Origin of the sequence: Seongchinamella unica, assembly GCF_004354085.1 — a bacterium.
Taxonomy (GTDB): Bacteria; Pseudomonadota; Gammaproteobacteria; order Pseudomonadales; family Halieaceae; genus Halioglobus; species Halioglobus unicus.
In genome coordinates, this window is record NZ_SMSE01000001.1 from 963,011 (window position 1) to 978,353 (window position 15,343).

Sequence of the window (15,343 nt, forward strand, 5' to 3'; positions counted from 1 at the left end):
GGCAGTTTGGCTAGTTTATTGGTGACTAACTATACAAGCGGAAATGCCAATTCCGCAATTTGCCAATCAAAAGCACGCGGCTCGTAAGCAACGTATTAACTTTCACAGTCCAAGTGGGGATACCATGACTCGTAGCAAGCACCGCCACCCTGGTGGCATTACAGCCCGAAAGAATCGTATGGCAAGAGCCGTCTCGGCAGCCGTACTCTCATCCGCAATCGCCGCTCCCGCCCTCTCCCAGAGTTTGGAAGAGGTTATCGTAACAGCGACCAAGCGCTCCGAATCCATCCAGGACGTGCCACTGGCCATTACCGCCCTGTCCGGTGAGTTCGTCAACAAGGTCAACCTGGATGACGTGAAGGACCTGGTGTCTTTCACTCCCGGGGTTACCGGTAACTCCCAGGACAGCTTCATCGATGCGATCAGCGTTCGCGGCATCCGTACCCAGGACTTTGGCGTCGGTGGCGATCCGTCCACCGCCTTTTTCAAGAATGACCTCTATGAAGGCCGTAACGGCTCGGCCGTCACCAGCCTCTATGATATCGACCGCGCTGAAATTCTCCGCGGCCCCCAGGGCTTCCTGTTCGGCCGCAGCTCGATCGGCGGCGCCTTCAGTGTTCACACCAAGCGCGCGGAAGTTGGCGGCGGCAACTCAGGCTACGTCGACCTGGACGTGGGTGAGCGCGATCGCCTCGCGGTTGAGGGTGCTGTCAACCTGCCCCTGACGGATCATATGGCTACTCGCCTGGCGGGTTACTACTCAGAAGAGGACGGCTTCGCCAAGAACTTCTATCCCGGATCTGACGACCTTATCGAACATGAGAAATGGGCGCTGCGCTGGTCAACTACCTACGAACGCGACCGCCTGGGTGTTTACGGCACCGTCGAATACGAGGAACGCGAACAGTCCGGATCTGTTTACCGGGCCATCGACAAGGGCGATATCTGGGACGCTTTCAATGAAAACCTGGGTGGTGTGGAACTGCGCGGCTCCGACGAGGATATCGATTCCGACCAGTTCGCCGGCGACAACGACGACGCCGACATCCTCACCCTGGGCCTGCGGATCGAATACGACTTCGACTTCGCGACCCTGACCTCCAACACCGGCTACAAGGATCACGACTATTTCTACATGGAGGACTACGACGGGACTCCACTGAACATCAACAATTATGGCCAGGACCAGGAAGGTGATTACTTCCAGCAGGAACTGCGCCTGACCTCCAACAGTGAGGGCCCACTGAACTGGTATGCAGGTGCCTCCTATTACAAGGAAGATATCGACGTTGTCTTTAACTCGATCGGCGCCGAGGATTACTTCTGCCAGTACTACGGCAACTACTACTACCCGGGCAACGACTTCAGCGGCTGCCAGGACCTTTACGATTACTACGAGTACGACTTCACACCGAACCCCGAGGGCCTGTTACATGAGAGCGGCCGGGTTAAGGGCGAGTACGAGGGCTGGGCGACCTACGTCAACCTGGACTACTACATCACCAAGAATCTGGACCTGGAAATCGGCGTCCGCTACACCGAGGATGAAAAGGACTTTTCCACCAACGTCCCCACACCCGACAGTGACCTGGGCGCCTACTGGTTCTATGGTTTCTCGACTGCAGAACCCCTGAGGAAAAAGGAATCCTGGGATGACACCACCTGGCGTGGCCTGCTCAAGTGGTCCATCAGCGATGATGCGATGCTGTTCGCCAGCTATACCCAGGGTTACAAGTCCGGCGGCTTCGGTAGCTTCTCTGTCGTCGACGCCAACGGCGTGGCACCGGATTTCGGCACTACAGACCTTTCCAGGGAAGACGGCTACCTGCCCGACACCTTTGAACCGGAAACAGCTGACTCCTATGAGATCGGCTACAAGGACACCCTCTTCAACGGCTCAACCAACATCGACCTGACGGCCTTCTACTACGAGTACGAAGACCTGCAGATTCTCTACTACGACGGTGGCGCCTCGCTGGTGGACAACGTCGGCGAAGTAGAGGCCTGGGGTGTTGAAGGCTCGGTCACCGCTGCGCTTAACGACAATTTCACCCTGTACATGGCCGCCGGCTACCTCGATTCAGAGGCCAATAAATTGCAGATCATCTGCGGCTCCGACGAATGTGAAGGAAGCCCGCTGTTCTGGGCGCCCGAATGGTCAGCGGCATTCATGCTGGACGCGTACTTCCCCATGGGCAATGGCGCGATCACCGGTAGCCTGGAGGCCTTCTATGAAGATGAGAAAGGCGGCGACTGGACCGGCATCCCCGAGAACTACATCGACGCCTTCACCGAAGTTGCAGCCCGCATCGGCTACACGTCCAACAACGGCTGGCACATTGAAGCCTACGTGGAAAACCTCACTGACGAGTTCACCTGGGATGGCCAGAACGCCAACGGCGGCGTACTGCCCTCGCACTTCTTTGGTCCAAAGCGGCCGCGTACTTTCGGTATGCGGGTGGGAATGACCTGGGAGTGAGTTAAGCCCGGACCTGAACGACAAAGCCCGCTGTGAACACAGCGGGCTTTTTATTGGCCGGGGTTTACTCCCTGACAGAAGACTCTGCTGCCGAGCGCGCGGCAAACTAGCTGATAAGGAAAAAACCGACGGCGCTGATGGCCGCCCCCAGCAACGCATAGGGCAATTGTGAAAGCGCATGCTCGTAGGACGGGCAACCGCTACCCTGGGCGGCCAGCACGGTGGAGTCACTATAAAAGCAGGCCATACTGCCAAAGCCACTGGCGGAAAACAGGGCCCCGGCCATCAGCGGAATACTCACATCCAGCTCCTGGGCCAGGGGAAATACCACGGGTATCGCGATCGCAAACACACCCCAGTTGGAGCCGGTGGTGAAGGAAACGAACGCCATGGTGATGAATGCCAGTACCGGCAGCATTTTCGCGGTCATGAATGGCGAGACGGTGGTTATCACATACTCGGTAAAGCCCAGGGCGTTGTTGGCCTCGATAAAGGTGAACACCGCCACCAGGATCGACAGTACCGGCAGCATGGTCCGCAGGCCGTCCATGACCGTGTCAAACATCTCATACAGGGTCAGCGTCCGGGTCAGCAGGTACTGCACCATGGTGACGAGAATACCGGCGATCACCCCGATCAACAGGTCGATATCGGAGATCACGGTGAAAAACACCAGGGCGAAAATCGGCACAAAGAACAGCGAGGCACTACCGGCTTTCGCCCCTTCGGCGTGATAGGGCTCCTCCATCTCAATATCCGCCGCGGTGCCGGGGGGCGCCAGCTCTCCACTGCTTTCAGCGCGGGCCTCCGCGGTTTTCATCGTCCCGACCAGGGGAATCACCCCCATGATGACCAACGGCACAATGGCCAGCGCGACAAAGGGGTAAAACATGTAGGGAATGGACTGGATGAACAGATCTATGCCTTGTCCGGTTTCGGCAACGCCGTTTTTCTCCAGCAAGCCGGCGAAATAGACCGCCCAGGTAGAAATGGGGATGATCAGGCAGGTCGGCGCGGCGGTGGAGTCCACCACGTAGGACAGCATTTCGCGGGAGGTGCGGTATTTGTCGGTGACCTTCTTCATGGAGGAGGACACGGTCAGCGCGTTGAGGTAGTCATCAAGGAATATCACCATACCCAGGGCCCAGGTCCACATCAGGCTGCCGCGCTTGCTGTTGACCCGCCGGGTCACAAGGTCGCCGAAGGCGCGGGCGCCGCCGGCCCGCACCAGCAGGGCGATGAAACTGCCGTACAGGCCGCAGACCATCAGTACCCAGCCGGTGTTCTCATCTGCCATCACCGTCAGCAATGCTGTTGACAGGGAGCCGATAAAACCCATCCCGTCGGCGATGAGAAAAGCAACAATGGCTCCCGCGGTGACCGCGGCAATGGTTCGGTGAGTCACAATGGCCACCGTGAGAACCACAATGACAGGTATCAGGCTGATCGCCCCGTATTCTTCCACCTTGCCCCCTTACTCGGCACGCATTGGTCGCGCAACCATAATCATCAATTATTGTCGTTGGTCCCGGCGACCACAGCCGCCGGGCTTATCGGGTCACCATACACCTGCCGGCCGTCGACATAGGTCGCTGTTACCGGAACGGTGTGAATCTCGGTGACAGGAACCTCAAAGAGGTTTTTCTGCAACACCACCAGGTCAGCCTTTTTACCCACTTCGATAGAACCTATCTCATCTTCCCTATGCAATTGGTATGCCGCCTCAAGGGTAAAGCCCCGGATGAGGATCGGTAGCGACAGTCGCTCCCTGGCGTCCGGCTGGATCGGGGCATCGGGATCCTCGAGGGCCTGCCGGGTCATGCCGATCTGCATCTGCACCAGTGGTGACATGCCGAGCATACCGGCGCCACTGGCCGGGTAGTCGCTACCCCAGGTCAGCCTGGCTCCCGTCTGTTCCAGGCTGTGAAAACGCCAGAACCGATTGAACTGGTCCTCGCTGACAAACTGCTCTCCATAAACGTCGTAGGAGGCCCACAGGGGCGTGGACTGGGCGATGACATCGAGCGCGGCAAAGCGCGGCAGGTCCTCATCGGTAATCACCTGCACGTGAGTAATCGTGAAGCGGCTTGCACTATCGGGGTGCAGGCGGCGGGCGGCTTCGATTGCGTTGAGCCCCTGGTGCACCGCCCGCTCCCCGAGGCCGTGAAGATGCACGTCAACACCGGCTGCGGCCGCCTCCGTGACCATGGCGGTTACCTGCTCCTGGCTGAACACCAGTTCACCCCGGTTGCCCGGCTCCCCCTGGTAGTCCTCAAACATCGCCGCTGTGCGCCCCTCGACCGTGCCGTCGAGCATGATTTTCAGGGTGTTGTAGTGATACCGTTCGCCCCTTAGCTCCCGCGCCTGGGCAAGCGTGTCCGCGACCGCGGTTTCGGCTGCTGCCAGATCAGTGACGAAATGGCTACCGACAATCCTCACACTCATGTGACCGGCTGTTTCCAGTTCGGCGAGGATATCGCCGCTCCAGTGGGCGGCTTCCAGCGCTCCCGCATCAAACACCGAGGTAACCCCGTAAGCGTTGAGAACGTCGAACACGTAGGCCGTGCCGTCGACGATCACCGCCGGGGTAATCGCGCCCAGCGCATCCATCGCGTCGATGGCGGTACCTTCAAGCAGGTAGCCGGTTGGCTCTCCCTTCGCGTCCCGCTTGTAGTAGCTGAACCCCGGCACCGGATCAGGTGTTTCGCGGTTGATTCCCAGTTGCCGGAGGGCGGCACTGTTTGCCCAGGCACCGTGGAAGCCCTCGTCCATGATCAGGATCGGGCGGTCGGCCGCGATCGCATCCAGTTGCTGCCGCGTCGGGCCTTCCGGACCAAAAGTCGTCGCCAGAAAGCCATAGCCAAACAACAGGCCATCGCCGGGATTGGCGGCGACAAACTCGCCCACTGCATTGAGCCAGTCTTCGACCGTGCCCCAGGTATCCAGCGACAGGGCCCGGGCGTAGCCGCCGCCCGACAGGGGATGCATATGCGCGTCGATAAAACCGGGCAATAACATTTGCCCGCCGAGATCATGCAAGACGGTAGTCTCACCCACCAGGGCCTTTGCGCCCTCGTTGTCGCCGACGTAGACAATGGTGTCGCCCGTGACGGCGACTGCCTCGGCCCACGGCTCCGCCGCATTGACCGTGTAAGCCCGGGCATTCAGGAAAATCCGGTCTGCTGCAGCGTGGGCCAGGGGGGACATTACAAGTGCCAGCACCGCCGCCGCAGTCAGCAGGCCCGGAAACGCCAGGTTCATTTCAGCTTGGCTCCATGGGAAAAGGCGTACATTACCAGACCCGTCTAGCTAATGACCAACACGCTGGCGTCCGGACCTGCATTTTACGGGTATTCGCTCGCCGCTGCCGGTGGGCTGAACTACACTCAAGCGATGGACATATTCCAGCGACACCGGGAGATATGGATGCCACTGAGATATCGATACGCGGCACTGTTGACCTTGCTTTTTTCCTCGTCTTTGCCGGCACTCTCACAGTCCACTGTCGCAGATATCCGCGATCAACTCGGCCGCGATGTGCGCAATAGCGACATCGGGGCCGGCTATGCGCAAATGCTCAACCTGTTTACCGACCCCAGCATCAGCGCTTCCCTGCTGGAGCTCGATGACGGTGTCGACTACAACATTTTCAAGCTGCCGCTGCAGATTGAATTGCCGCCCAGCGAAAGGGGCTGGCAATGGATCCTGCGCGGCACCCTCAGTAAAGCCAGGGCAGAGGGCGAGCTGAGCGTCTTCGAAAACGAAATTATCGATACCCGCTGGGACGCTACCAGCGGCGAACTGGGCGCCGGCCTGCTCGTTCCGGTGAGCCGCGGGTTGTCGGTTTTTGCCGCCGGCGAAGTGGGCATCAGCCGGCTGGAAAACGAGGCCGAATACAACGGCCCCCTGGGGGATATCGTGCTGGCCCCGGTTGCCGATGGCGTACTGTTCAACTGGGACACCAACGCGCGCATTCTGAGTGCCACCCTGGGACTGAACCAGCAGTGGAAACTGCGGGAGCGCTATGACCTGTCGCTGAATTCGCATTACACCTTTTCGCACATCGCCAGTTACTCGGAGTCGGACGATCTGCCCTCGTTCAGCGAGGATACCGGCACCCTGGCGGCGAAAATCGATTTCCGTCACCCCTACGCCGCGACCGTTGCCGACCTGCCCCTGTTCGGCGTCGCCCATCTGGGGGCGACTGCGTTCACCGGGCCAAACCGCGATGCGCTGGACTTCAGCCACTTTTACGAAGCCGGTTATTCCCTGGGCCTGGACCTGCCCGAAACCAGCCGCTATTTCGAATCCCTCAGCCTCGGTTACCAGTGGAATTTCGGCGGTGGTGTGGACGGGTATTCCATCCTCTTCGGCTGGGCGCTGAAATAAGCGCTCGCCGGTTGCGGCCGGCCCGGCCTACAAACAGGCGTCGTACTCCAGCGCTGTTACCTGGCTGTCGAAAGTATCCAGTTCCTGCTGCTTGAGAATCGCAAACACTTTCTGGAACTCACTGCCCAGGTAGGCGGGAATATGCTCGGACTGCTCAAAGTCTTGCAGTGCGTTGGGCAGGTATCGCGGCAGGCTGGGAGGCACCTGCTCATAGGCGTTGCCCTCCAGGGGCTCCGGCGCCAGCAACTCGTTCTCGATCCCGTGGAGCATACCCGCGAGCACTCCCGCCATGACCAGGTAGGGGTTGGCATCAGCCCCCGCCACCCGGTGCTCGATACGGGTGGCCGCGGGTGAATCCGCCGGTACCCGCACCGATACCGTGCGGTTCTCATAGCCCCAGGTCGGCGCCAGGGGTGCGTGGGTTCCACGCCGGAAACGGCGGTAGGAATTCAGGTTGGGTGCAAACAACAGCATACTGTCTGCCATGGTCTGCAGGCAGCCGGCTATGGCCTGACGCAGCAACTCGGTGCCTCTTCCGGTACCGTCGTCAAATGCGTTGTTGCCCTCACTGTCCACCAGGCTGCAATGCACGTGCATACCATTACCGGCGATATCACCGAAGGGCTTGGCCATGAAGGTGGCGACCAGGCCGTGTTTGCGCGCCACGCCCCGGATCACCCGCTGCAGCATCATCGCCTGGTCGGCGGCCAGCAGGGCATCATCCACATGGTAGAGGTTGATTTCATACTGTGAGGGTGCCGACTCCTTGATCAGGGTGTCCACCGGCAGCCCCTGGGCCTTACAGGCATCGCGGATGTCGTGCATCAGCTCCGCCTCATCTTCCATCAGGTCTATGCCGTAGGTCTGGCCTGCGCAGAGGCCACCTCCGATCCGGTCCCGCTGGGTATGCAGGGGTCGCCCGACATCGTCCTCCTCCGGGTACAGCAGGTGGAACTCCATCTCACTGGCCATCACCGGGGTCAGCCCCCTGCTGGCAAAGCGATCCACCAGGTCCTGCAACAGGTAACGGGGGTCGTAGCGACAGCGACTACCGTCGACGTTGTTCATCGACATCAACACCTGGCCGGTCGGGCGATCCAGCCAGGGGGCAGGCACCAGGGTGCGAATATCGGGAGCGCACCAGCCGTCCCCATCGCCACTGTCGAATACCCACTCCTCGGCGTCGCGACCCCAGACATCGAAAGCCAGGGTGCTGAGCGGCATTTTCAGCCCGCCGGCCATCACCTTGGCGATTTTCTCGCGGGTCACCCACTTGCCGCGCAAGCCGCCACAGAGATCCATCAACATGACCTCAAAGATCTCCATGTGCGGATGCCGGTCCAGAAAGGACTGCAGTTTATCGTTGTTTTCAGACATATCAGGTTCCCGTACCCGCGGCTAAAACACCACCTTTGGGTTAATTTCTTGGCCAATTCACTATGCGACACTATTTAACAACGATGCGCAAACCCCGGCCATACCACTTCGGGGTATAGGGAATGTGCAAACACAATGCGTTCCAGACGGGAGAGCAACGCCATGAACATGCAAGCCAACACCGGCAACCTGAAGCAGCTTGATCAGTCCCACTACCTGCACCCGTTTACGGATTTCCGGGACTATGCCCAGCACGGTGGTCGGGTATTTTCCCGCGCGGAGCATATCTACATCTACGACAGCACCGGCCACAAAATGCTGGACGGCATGTCCGGACTCTGGTGTTGCAACCTCGGTTACAGCCAGCCGTCCATCGTGGAGGCGGTCACCGAGCAGATGCACAAACTGCCTTATTACAACAGCTTCTTCCAGTGCGCCAATGAGCCAGCCATCGAGCTCGCCAAGGCCCTGGTGGACGTGACCGAAGAGCGCTTCAACCACGTGTTCTTCACCAACTCCGGCTCCGAGGCCAACGACACCAACCTGCGCCTGGTCAGCCGCTATTACCAGCTTCAGGGCCGGCCGGAGAAGAAGCACATCATCAGCCGCAAGAATGCCTACCACGGCTCTACCATCGCCGCCGCCTCGCTGGGTGGCATGAAAGGCATGCACGACCAGACCAACGGCCTCGATTACATTCACCACATCGACCAGCCCCACTGGTTCGAGGTGGGTCCAGACGAGGAACCCGGGGAATTCGGCCTGCGCGTTGCCCGCCAGCTGGAACAGAAGATCGACGAGTTGGGTGAGGCCAACGTGGCGGCCTTTATCGCCGAGCCGGTGCAGGGCGCAGGCGGTGTCATCATTCCCCCCGATACCTACTGGCCGGAAATCCAGCGCATTTGCGACGAACGCGACATCCTGCTGATTGCCGACGAGGTGATCTGTGGCTTCGGCCGCACCGGGAAGTGGTTCGGCTCCGAGACCTATGGCATCAAACCCGATCTGGTCACGTTTGCGAAAGCGGTGACCAACGGCTTCCAGCCACTGGGCGGGGTCATGGTCAGCGATAAGGTGGCCGATGTGCTGCTGTCGAAAGCAGGCGAATTCACCCATGGCCTGACCTATTCCGGTCACCCCGCGGCTGCAGCCGCAGGTCTTGCCACCCTGAAAATACTCAGGGAAGGCAACATCATCGCCAACGCGGCGGACACGCTGGCTCCGCACTTCCAGGGCCGACTGCAGGAACTGGTCGACCACAAACTGGTGGGTCAGGTGCGCGGTCGTGGCATGTTTGCGGCGGTGGAACTGGTACGGGACAAAGCCTCCCGCGAAAAGCTGGCACCGGAGTCCGCCGGCGCGGTGTTCTGCCGCAACGCCGCCAACGAACTGGGGCTGATGGTTCGCCAGACCGGCGACGCCATGATCATGGCGCCGCCGCTGGTCAGCACAACCGAGGAGCTGGACAACCTGGTGGATATGCTGGTGCAGTCACTGGATGCCACGGCCAGCCATTACGGCATCTGACGGGCCCCGGCTCCATTCCAGGCCCGGCAACCCGCCGGGCTCTGGATAATCCCCTCTAACCGCCAGCGCCGACATTCGGGTCCTAGAAGGCCGCCTGGCTATCGTTTCGCGGCCACCACTGGCGACACCGGGACTGCAGGGCCGTCACTCGCTTCCCATCTGTGACTGCAGGTAATTTGGCAGGCCCACTTTCTCTATCAGGCCCAACTGCTTTTCCAGCCACCAGGTGTGATCGACCTCAGTGTCTTCCAGCAATCGTTCCAGCACTTCCCGGCTGTGGTAGTCCTGCTCGGCCTCACACACCTTGATGGCGTCCTTCAGGGCCTTGTCGACCGCCAGTTCCACATTGAGGTCGTTCTGCAACATTTCCGGGACGTCCTTGCCCACCTGTATCGGCGGACGGGTCACCATATCCGGCGTGCCCTCCAGAAACAGCATGCGCTCGATCAGCGCCTTGGCGTGACCCTTCTCGTCTTCAAATTCGTGGGCGATGCGTTCGTGAAGCTTGTTCAGGCCCCAGTCCGCATACATTTCCGCGTGAATAAAGTACTGGTCCATGGCACCCAGTTCCCAGGCCAGCAGTCCGTTCAACTCGGCAATGACTTTATCGCTACCTTTCATGATGATGTCCTCCGGTTAAACAGGGTTAAATTTGCGACTGGAGATAGTTCTCCAGGCCGGTGTTCTCGATCAGGTATTGCTGGGCTTCAATCCAGTCGACATGATCTTCCTCGTACTCCAGGATCTCCTCCAGCACCTCTCGGCTGACAAAATCCTGCGCCTGCTCGCAATAGCCGATGGCTTCCCGCAACAGGGCGAGCTCCTGTACCTGCAGGGTCATGTCACAGTCGAGCATCTCCCGGGCGTGCTCGCCAATACGCACCTTCTCCAGATGCTGCAGATTGGGCAGGCCCTCGAGGAACAGGATACGCTCAATGAGTTCATCCGCCTGCTTCATGTCCTTGATGGATTTTTTGTAGCTCTTTTCGTTGAGCTGTTCCAGACCCCAGTTGCGGAACATCCTGGCGTGCAGGAAGTACTGGTTGATGGAGGTTAACTCCAGGGTGAGAACGCGGTTGAGATAGCCGATTACCTTGCCATCGCCTTGCATGATTGCACTCCAAACGAGATATTGCTGGCCCTTTCGGGTTGACGCCCTAAAGCCTAGTCGCCACGGCGGTAAAAGTCAAAATATCCTTTTAAATCAATGGCTTGATATTAATAACAATACCGATTCTCATTGCTGTTCAGGCGTCGTACTTCTGGCAGTCAGCAGCAAAACCGGTCATCATTGCGCCTCGTCCACTATCGGCAGAAAACCACTATGCTGCAACGGCGCGGCCTCCCGGCCACCCTGTGTCTGTTCCTGTTCATTGTCACGCCGCTGGCCAACGGCCAGGGCGAGGGAGCGCCGGTGGCGATTGCCAGCGCCCAGGCGAGGGACATTGTCGAGGTGATCCAACTCAACGGCAGCGTGAGCGCGCGCAGGAACGCCCAACTCTCAGTGGCAACGGCGGGGCTGGTCTCCCGGCTCGAGCTGGACGAAGGCGATCAGGTAAAGGCCGGGCAGGTCCTGCTTGCCCTGGATGCCGAACTGGCGAGACAGCAATACCGGGCCGCCATGGCGGCCCAAACCCAGGCCAGCCGGGCTCTCGCTGACGCCCGCAGGCGCCTGGCTGAAGCCGAGGAGCTGGCACCCAAGCAGAGCATTGCCGAGACCGTCGTCAGGGACATCGCCGCCGAGGTGGCCGAGGACGAGGCCGCCCTCGACCAGGCCCGCGCGGAAGCAGGTTACCGGGAGGGTTTACTGGACCGGCATCAACTCAAGGCGCCCTTCGCCGGCGTGATTACCGCCCGCCAGGTCGAACTCGGTGAATGGATCGTACCCGGGGATGCTGCCTTTACCCTGGTATCGACGGATCAGCTGCGGCTGGACTTCCAGGCGCCGGAAGACTACCAGGGAAAGCTGCAGACAGGCCAGCCGCTCGAATTCAGCCTCGGCGGCCGACCGGGGCGCCACCCCGCCACCGTATCCGCCACCGTGCCCGCCAGCGACGCCCAGTCCAGGACGTTCCTGGTCAGGGCTCTGCCAGACCGGGCCGTGGCGGGAATGCTGCCCGGGATGTCAGTGCGGGCCGAGGTTCGCCTGCCCACGGGACAGCGCGGAATAACCGTACCCCGCGATGCGGTCCTGCGCTACGCCGATGGTCGCCAGATCGTGTGGGTTGTGGAGCGCGAGGAGGGCCGCACGGTAGCCAGCGAACGCCGGGTGCGGGTCGGCCTCGCCTTCGATGGCGAAGTGGAGATACGCAGCGGTATCAGCGCAGGTGATTCCGTGGTGATCGAGGGTAACGAGGCCCTGCGCAACGGCCTTGCTGTCGCTGTCACCAACGGATAGGCGCAGCCATGTTCAGCAAAATTATTCACCACGGCACCCTGGTCACCGTCTGCGTGCTGATTGTCGCGGTACTGGGCATTCTGGCGGCCAACCGCATCCCCGTACAGATGATTCCCGATCTGGACGTGCGCACCATCAGCGTGCGCACGGTCTGGCCCGGGGCCACGCCCCAGGACGTGGAACAAGAGATTCTCATCGAACAGGAAGATTACCTGCGCAATCTTCCCAACCTGACCCGACTGACGGCCACGGCGCAGATCGGTTCGGCATCCATTGAGCTGGAATTCCCCCTCGGCACCGACATGACTGACATGATGATCCGGGTGAACAACGCGCTCAGCCAGGTGCCTTCCTACCCGGAAAATGTCGATGAACCGCAGGTCTACGCCAGCTCGTTCTCCAGCAATTCATTCATGTTCTTCAATATCACTCCCCTGCCGGGGAATCCCCGGCAGCTGGACATGGACCTGATTCTCGACTTCCTGCAGGACAATGTCCGGCCGCGGATGGCCGGTGTGCCCGGGGTGTCGGAAATCAACATCTGGGGAGGGTCCGAACGCCAGGTCCAGATCCTGGTGGACCCGGCACGCCTGGCCCAGCGAGAACTGAGCCTGCTGGATGTGCGCACCGCGATCCGGGCCCGCAATCGCGACCGCTCCGGTGGCGACCTGTCCGCTGGCAAGCGCCAGTACCTGCTGCGCACCATCGGTCGCTTCCACGATCTGGAAGAGCTTGAAGAGCTGATTCTGGCCAGGCGCGGCGACAACATCATCCGGTTGCGGGATGTCGCCACCGTGCACATGGATCACTTCGAGAAGCGATCGACAGCCCGCTTCAATGGCGCCGATAGCATCATGATGGCCGTGCGCCGGGAGTCGGGTTCCAATGTCATCGCGATCAAGGAGCAGATGCTACGGGAAGTCGCGGCGCTGCAACAACAGGTGCTGGAGCCCGCCGGGCTGCAGATGAGACTGATGGCCGATGACGTGGTCTACGTGAAAGACTCCATCCGCACCGTGTGGCAGAACCTGTTCCTTGGCGCCCTGTTTGCCACCGGCATCATGTACCTGTTCCTGCGCTCGTGGCGGACCACGGCGGTGGGTGTGATCGGCATCCCGCTGTGTATCATCGTGGCTTTCCTGGGCCTGCTGATGGCGGGCCGGACCATCAACGTCATTTCGCTGGCTGGCATCGCCTTCGCCCTGGGCATGACCCTGGACAACAGTATCGTGGTGCTGGAAAGCATCGAACTTGAACGCCGCAAGGGGGCCGGTCGCTTCGACGCTGCCCTGGCTGGGGTGAGCAAGGTCTGGCCCGCGGTGTTCGCCTCCACCATGACCACGGTGCTGGTGTTCCTGCCGGTGGCCTTTATCGAGCAGGAGGCGGGGCAGCTGTACTCCGATGTGGCGATCGCCATTTCCGCTGCCATTCTCGCGTCGATGCTGGTCGCGGTCACCGTAGTGCCCACCGCGTCGGCGCGTCTGGAGCTGGTCAACGACAGCAAACGGCAACAACGGGGTGAAACCCGCGGTGAAAAACTGCGGGCGACCACCCTGGGCTGGGTAGACAAGTGCCTGCAAACGTCTCGCAACCGCTGGACCACCGTAATTGTGGCTGCGGCGCTCAGCGCGACCATTATCCTGTTCCTGACCCCCCCGGCCGAGTACCTGCCCGAGGGAGAAGAGCCCAAGGTATTCGCCAGCATGAGCGCCCCACCGGGCTACAACCTGGAAACCATGGATGCCATCGCTGCCGAGATCGAAGCGTACCTGCTGCCAGCCGTGGAGGCCGACCCGGAACTGTATCACCGCGGCGAGGCCCAGGTACCCGCCATGAAGTATCTCAACCTGGGGGCCAGCGACACCCGGGTGCGGGTGATTTCCGAACCGGTGGACGCCCGCGATATCGAGGCCCTGATGGATGTGATTACCGCTAAGTACCGCGAATACCCGGGCATGCGCGCCTTCGCCGCGCGCGGCTCCATCATCACCAGTAACGACGGCGGCACCCGCTCGATCAATCTGGAGATCTCCGGGCCCGACCTTTACACCATCTACCGGGTGGCCCAGCTGGCGGACACCCGCGCCCGCCAGGTGTTCGATAACCCCCGCATACAGAGCCAGCCCGGGGCGCTGAGCCTGGCCCAGCCGTTGCTGCAGATTCACCCCCGCTGGGACCGCGCTGCCGAACTGGGCCTCAACATCGACAACCTGGGCTACACCGTGTCGGCCATCACCGACGGCACCTACGTGGATGAGTTCTTTATGGGCGATGACAAGATCGACATGTACCTGTACAGCGACGCCGGGCTGGACATGGATATCGATGCCCTGGGACAGGTGCCGCTGTATACCGCGCAGGGAGAGATCATTCCCCTGGCCGCGGTTGCCGATTTCGAGGAGACAGTCGACACCAGTTCCATTCGCCGGGTTGGCGGTCGGCGCACTGTTACCCTCAACGTTATCCCGCCGCGGTCAGTTGCGCTGGAAAGCGGGGTGGAGACGGTGCAGCAGGACGTTGTTTCCTTCCTGCGTGACCGGGGTGACATTCCCGCCCAGGTGGATATCGTGATATCGGGTGCGGCCGACCAGTTGCAAGCCACCCGAGAGGCACTGCTGAGCAACTACCTGGTGGCGCTGTTTATCGTTTACCTGCTGATGGTGGCCATCTTCAACCACTGGGGCTACCCCCTGCTGATCCTGACCTCAATCCCCCTTGGGGTCGCCGGCGGGCTGGTTGGCCTGGCCCTGCTCAACGGCATTGGCGGACTACTGCCGGTGCTGGGCCTGGCGGCGATATCACAGCCCTTTGACATGATTTCCATGCTCGGCTTCCTGATCCTGATGGGGACGGTGGTCAACAACCCGATTCTGGTGGTGCACCGGGCGGTGGAGAACTTCAATGACGGTGCGGTGCCCCTGGAGGCGGTCAGGGAGGCGGTAAAAACCCGGCTGCGGCCTATCGCCATGTCGACGATTACCACGCTGTGTGGCCTGGCCCCCCTGGTCCTCATACCCGGCGCCGGCACCGAGCTCTACCGCGGGGTAGGCGCTATCGTCATGTTCGGCATTATGGGCGCCATGCTGGTGACCCTGACCATGCTGCCGGCCCTCACGGTCATGGTACTGGAATACCAGTCGCGGCGGGGTGAGACGGTCACTGGCTGACCGCGC

The 15,343-nt window shown here is 60.8% G+C and carries 10 protein-coding genes; 5 read left to right on the forward strand and 5 right to left on the reverse strand.

Annotation, left to right across the window (positions count from 1 at the left end):
* Positions 1–178: 178 nt before the first annotated feature.
* Positions 179–2,479 carry a TonB-dependent receptor gene (locus tag E2F43_RS04175; RefSeq protein WP_133209839.1) on the forward strand — a complete coding sequence of 767 codons (2,301 nt, stop codon included), beginning with the start codon at positions 179–181 and terminating at the stop codon, positions 2,477–2,479.
* Positions 2,480–2,585: 106 nt separating this feature from the next.
* Here E2F43_RS04175 and E2F43_RS04180 read toward each other — a convergent pair whose 3' ends face one another.
* Together E2F43_RS04180 and E2F43_RS04185 are read right to left on the reverse strand one after the other, a co-directional pair.
* A complete protein-coding gene (locus E2F43_RS04180; RefSeq protein ID WP_133209842.1) occupies positions 2,586–3,944 on the reverse strand; it encodes a Na+/H+ antiporter NhaC family protein in 1,359 nt (452 codons plus the stop codon).
* Between the two features lie 44 nt (positions 3,945–3,988).
* Positions 3,989–5,740, reverse strand: coding sequence for an amidohydrolase (locus tag E2F43_RS04185; protein WP_133209845.1), 1,752 nt, complete (start codon positions 5,738–5,740; stop codon positions 3,989–3,991).
* A gap of 165 nt (positions 5,741–5,905) precedes the next feature.
* Here E2F43_RS04185 and E2F43_RS04190 point away from each other — a divergent pair, with 165 nt between their 5' ends.
* On the forward strand, positions 5,906–6,868 hold the full coding sequence (locus E2F43_RS04190; protein WP_165954190.1) for a Solitary outer membrane autotransporter beta-barrel domain: 963 nt from the start codon (positions 5,906–5,908) through the stop codon (positions 6,866–6,868).
* Positions 6,869–6,895: 27 nt separating this feature from the next.
* Here the strand turns inward: E2F43_RS04190 and E2F43_RS04195 are convergent, their stop codons facing one another.
* Positions 6,896–8,245: a glutamine synthetase family protein gene (locus E2F43_RS04195; RefSeq protein ID WP_133209850.1), complete on the reverse strand. Its 1,350-nt coding sequence runs from the start codon at positions 8,243–8,245 to the stop codon at positions 6,896–6,898.
* 162 nt (positions 8,246–8,407) lie between these two features.
* On the opposite strand from E2F43_RS04195, the gene E2F43_RS04200 reads away from it, so the two are divergent.
* Positions 8,408–9,772, forward strand: a complete 1,365-nt coding sequence (locus tag E2F43_RS04200; RefSeq protein ID WP_133209853.1) for an aminotransferase — start codon at positions 8,408–8,410, stop codon at positions 9,770–9,772.
* A 144-nt stretch (positions 9,773–9,916) separates the two neighbouring features.
* On the opposite strand, the gene bfr (E2F43_RS04205) is transcribed toward E2F43_RS04200, so the two are convergent.
* Both bfr (E2F43_RS04205) and bfr (E2F43_RS04210) read right to left on the reverse strand, forming a co-directional pair.
* Positions 9,917–10,393 carry a bacterioferritin gene (gene bfr / locus E2F43_RS04205; protein ID WP_133209855.1) on the reverse strand — a complete coding sequence of 159 codons (477 nt, stop codon included), beginning with the start codon at positions 10,391–10,393 and terminating at the stop codon, positions 9,917–9,919.
* A 25-nt stretch (positions 10,394–10,418) separates the two neighbouring features.
* Complete coding sequence (gene bfr / locus E2F43_RS04210) at positions 10,419–10,883, reverse strand: bacterioferritin (protein ID WP_133209857.1); 465 nt, start codon at positions 10,881–10,883, stop codon at positions 10,419–10,421.
* Positions 10,884–11,096: 213 nt separating this feature from the next.
* Here bfr (E2F43_RS04210) and E2F43_RS04215 point away from each other — a divergent pair, with 213 nt between their 5' ends.
* Together E2F43_RS04215 and E2F43_RS04220 are read left to right on the forward strand one after the other, a co-directional pair.
* On the forward strand, positions 11,097–12,170 hold the full coding sequence (locus E2F43_RS04215) for an efflux RND transporter periplasmic adaptor subunit (protein ID WP_133209860.1): 1,074 nt from the start codon (positions 11,097–11,099) through the stop codon (positions 12,168–12,170).
* A gap of 8 nt (positions 12,171–12,178) precedes the next feature.
* The gene (locus E2F43_RS04220) at positions 12,179–15,337 is read left to right on the forward strand and encodes an efflux RND transporter permease subunit (protein ID WP_133209862.1); all 3,159 of its coding nucleotides are present in this window, start codon (positions 12,179–12,181) and stop codon (positions 15,335–15,337) included.
* Positions 15,338–15,343: the final 6 nt, after the last annotated feature.

Coding starts and splice junctions, on each gene's coding strand:
- E2F43_RS04185 (WP_133209845.1), bottom strand. CDS start 5,740: ATGAACCTGGCGTTTCCGGGCCTGCTGACTGCGGCGGCGGTGCTGGCA.
- E2F43_RS04175 (WP_133209839.1), top strand. CDS start 179: ATGGCAAGAGCCGTCTCGGCAGCCGTACTCTCATCCGCAATCGCCGCT.
- E2F43_RS04215 (WP_133209860.1), top strand. CDS start 11,097: ATGCTGCAACGGCGCGGCCTCCCGGCCACCCTGTGTCTGTTCCTGTTC.
- E2F43_RS04220 (WP_133209862.1), top strand. CDS start 12,179: ATGTTCAGCAAAATTATTCACCACGGCACCCTGGTCACCGTCTGCGTG.
- bfr (WP_133209857.1), bottom strand. CDS start 10,883: ATGCAAGGCGATGGCAAGGTAATCGGCTATCTCAACCGCGTTCTCACC.
- E2F43_RS04195 (WP_133209850.1), bottom strand. CDS start 8,245: ATGTCTGAAAACAACGATAAACTGCAGTCCTTTCTGGACCGGCATCCG.
- E2F43_RS04200 (WP_133209853.1), top strand. CDS start 8,408: ATGAACATGCAAGCCAACACCGGCAACCTGAAGCAGCTTGATCAGTCC.
- bfr (WP_133209855.1), bottom strand. CDS start 10,393: ATGAAAGGTAGCGATAAAGTCATTGCCGAGTTGAACGGACTGCTGGCC.
- E2F43_RS04190 (WP_165954190.1), top strand. CDS start 5,906: ATGCCACTGAGATATCGATACGCGGCACTGTTGACCTTGCTTTTTTCC.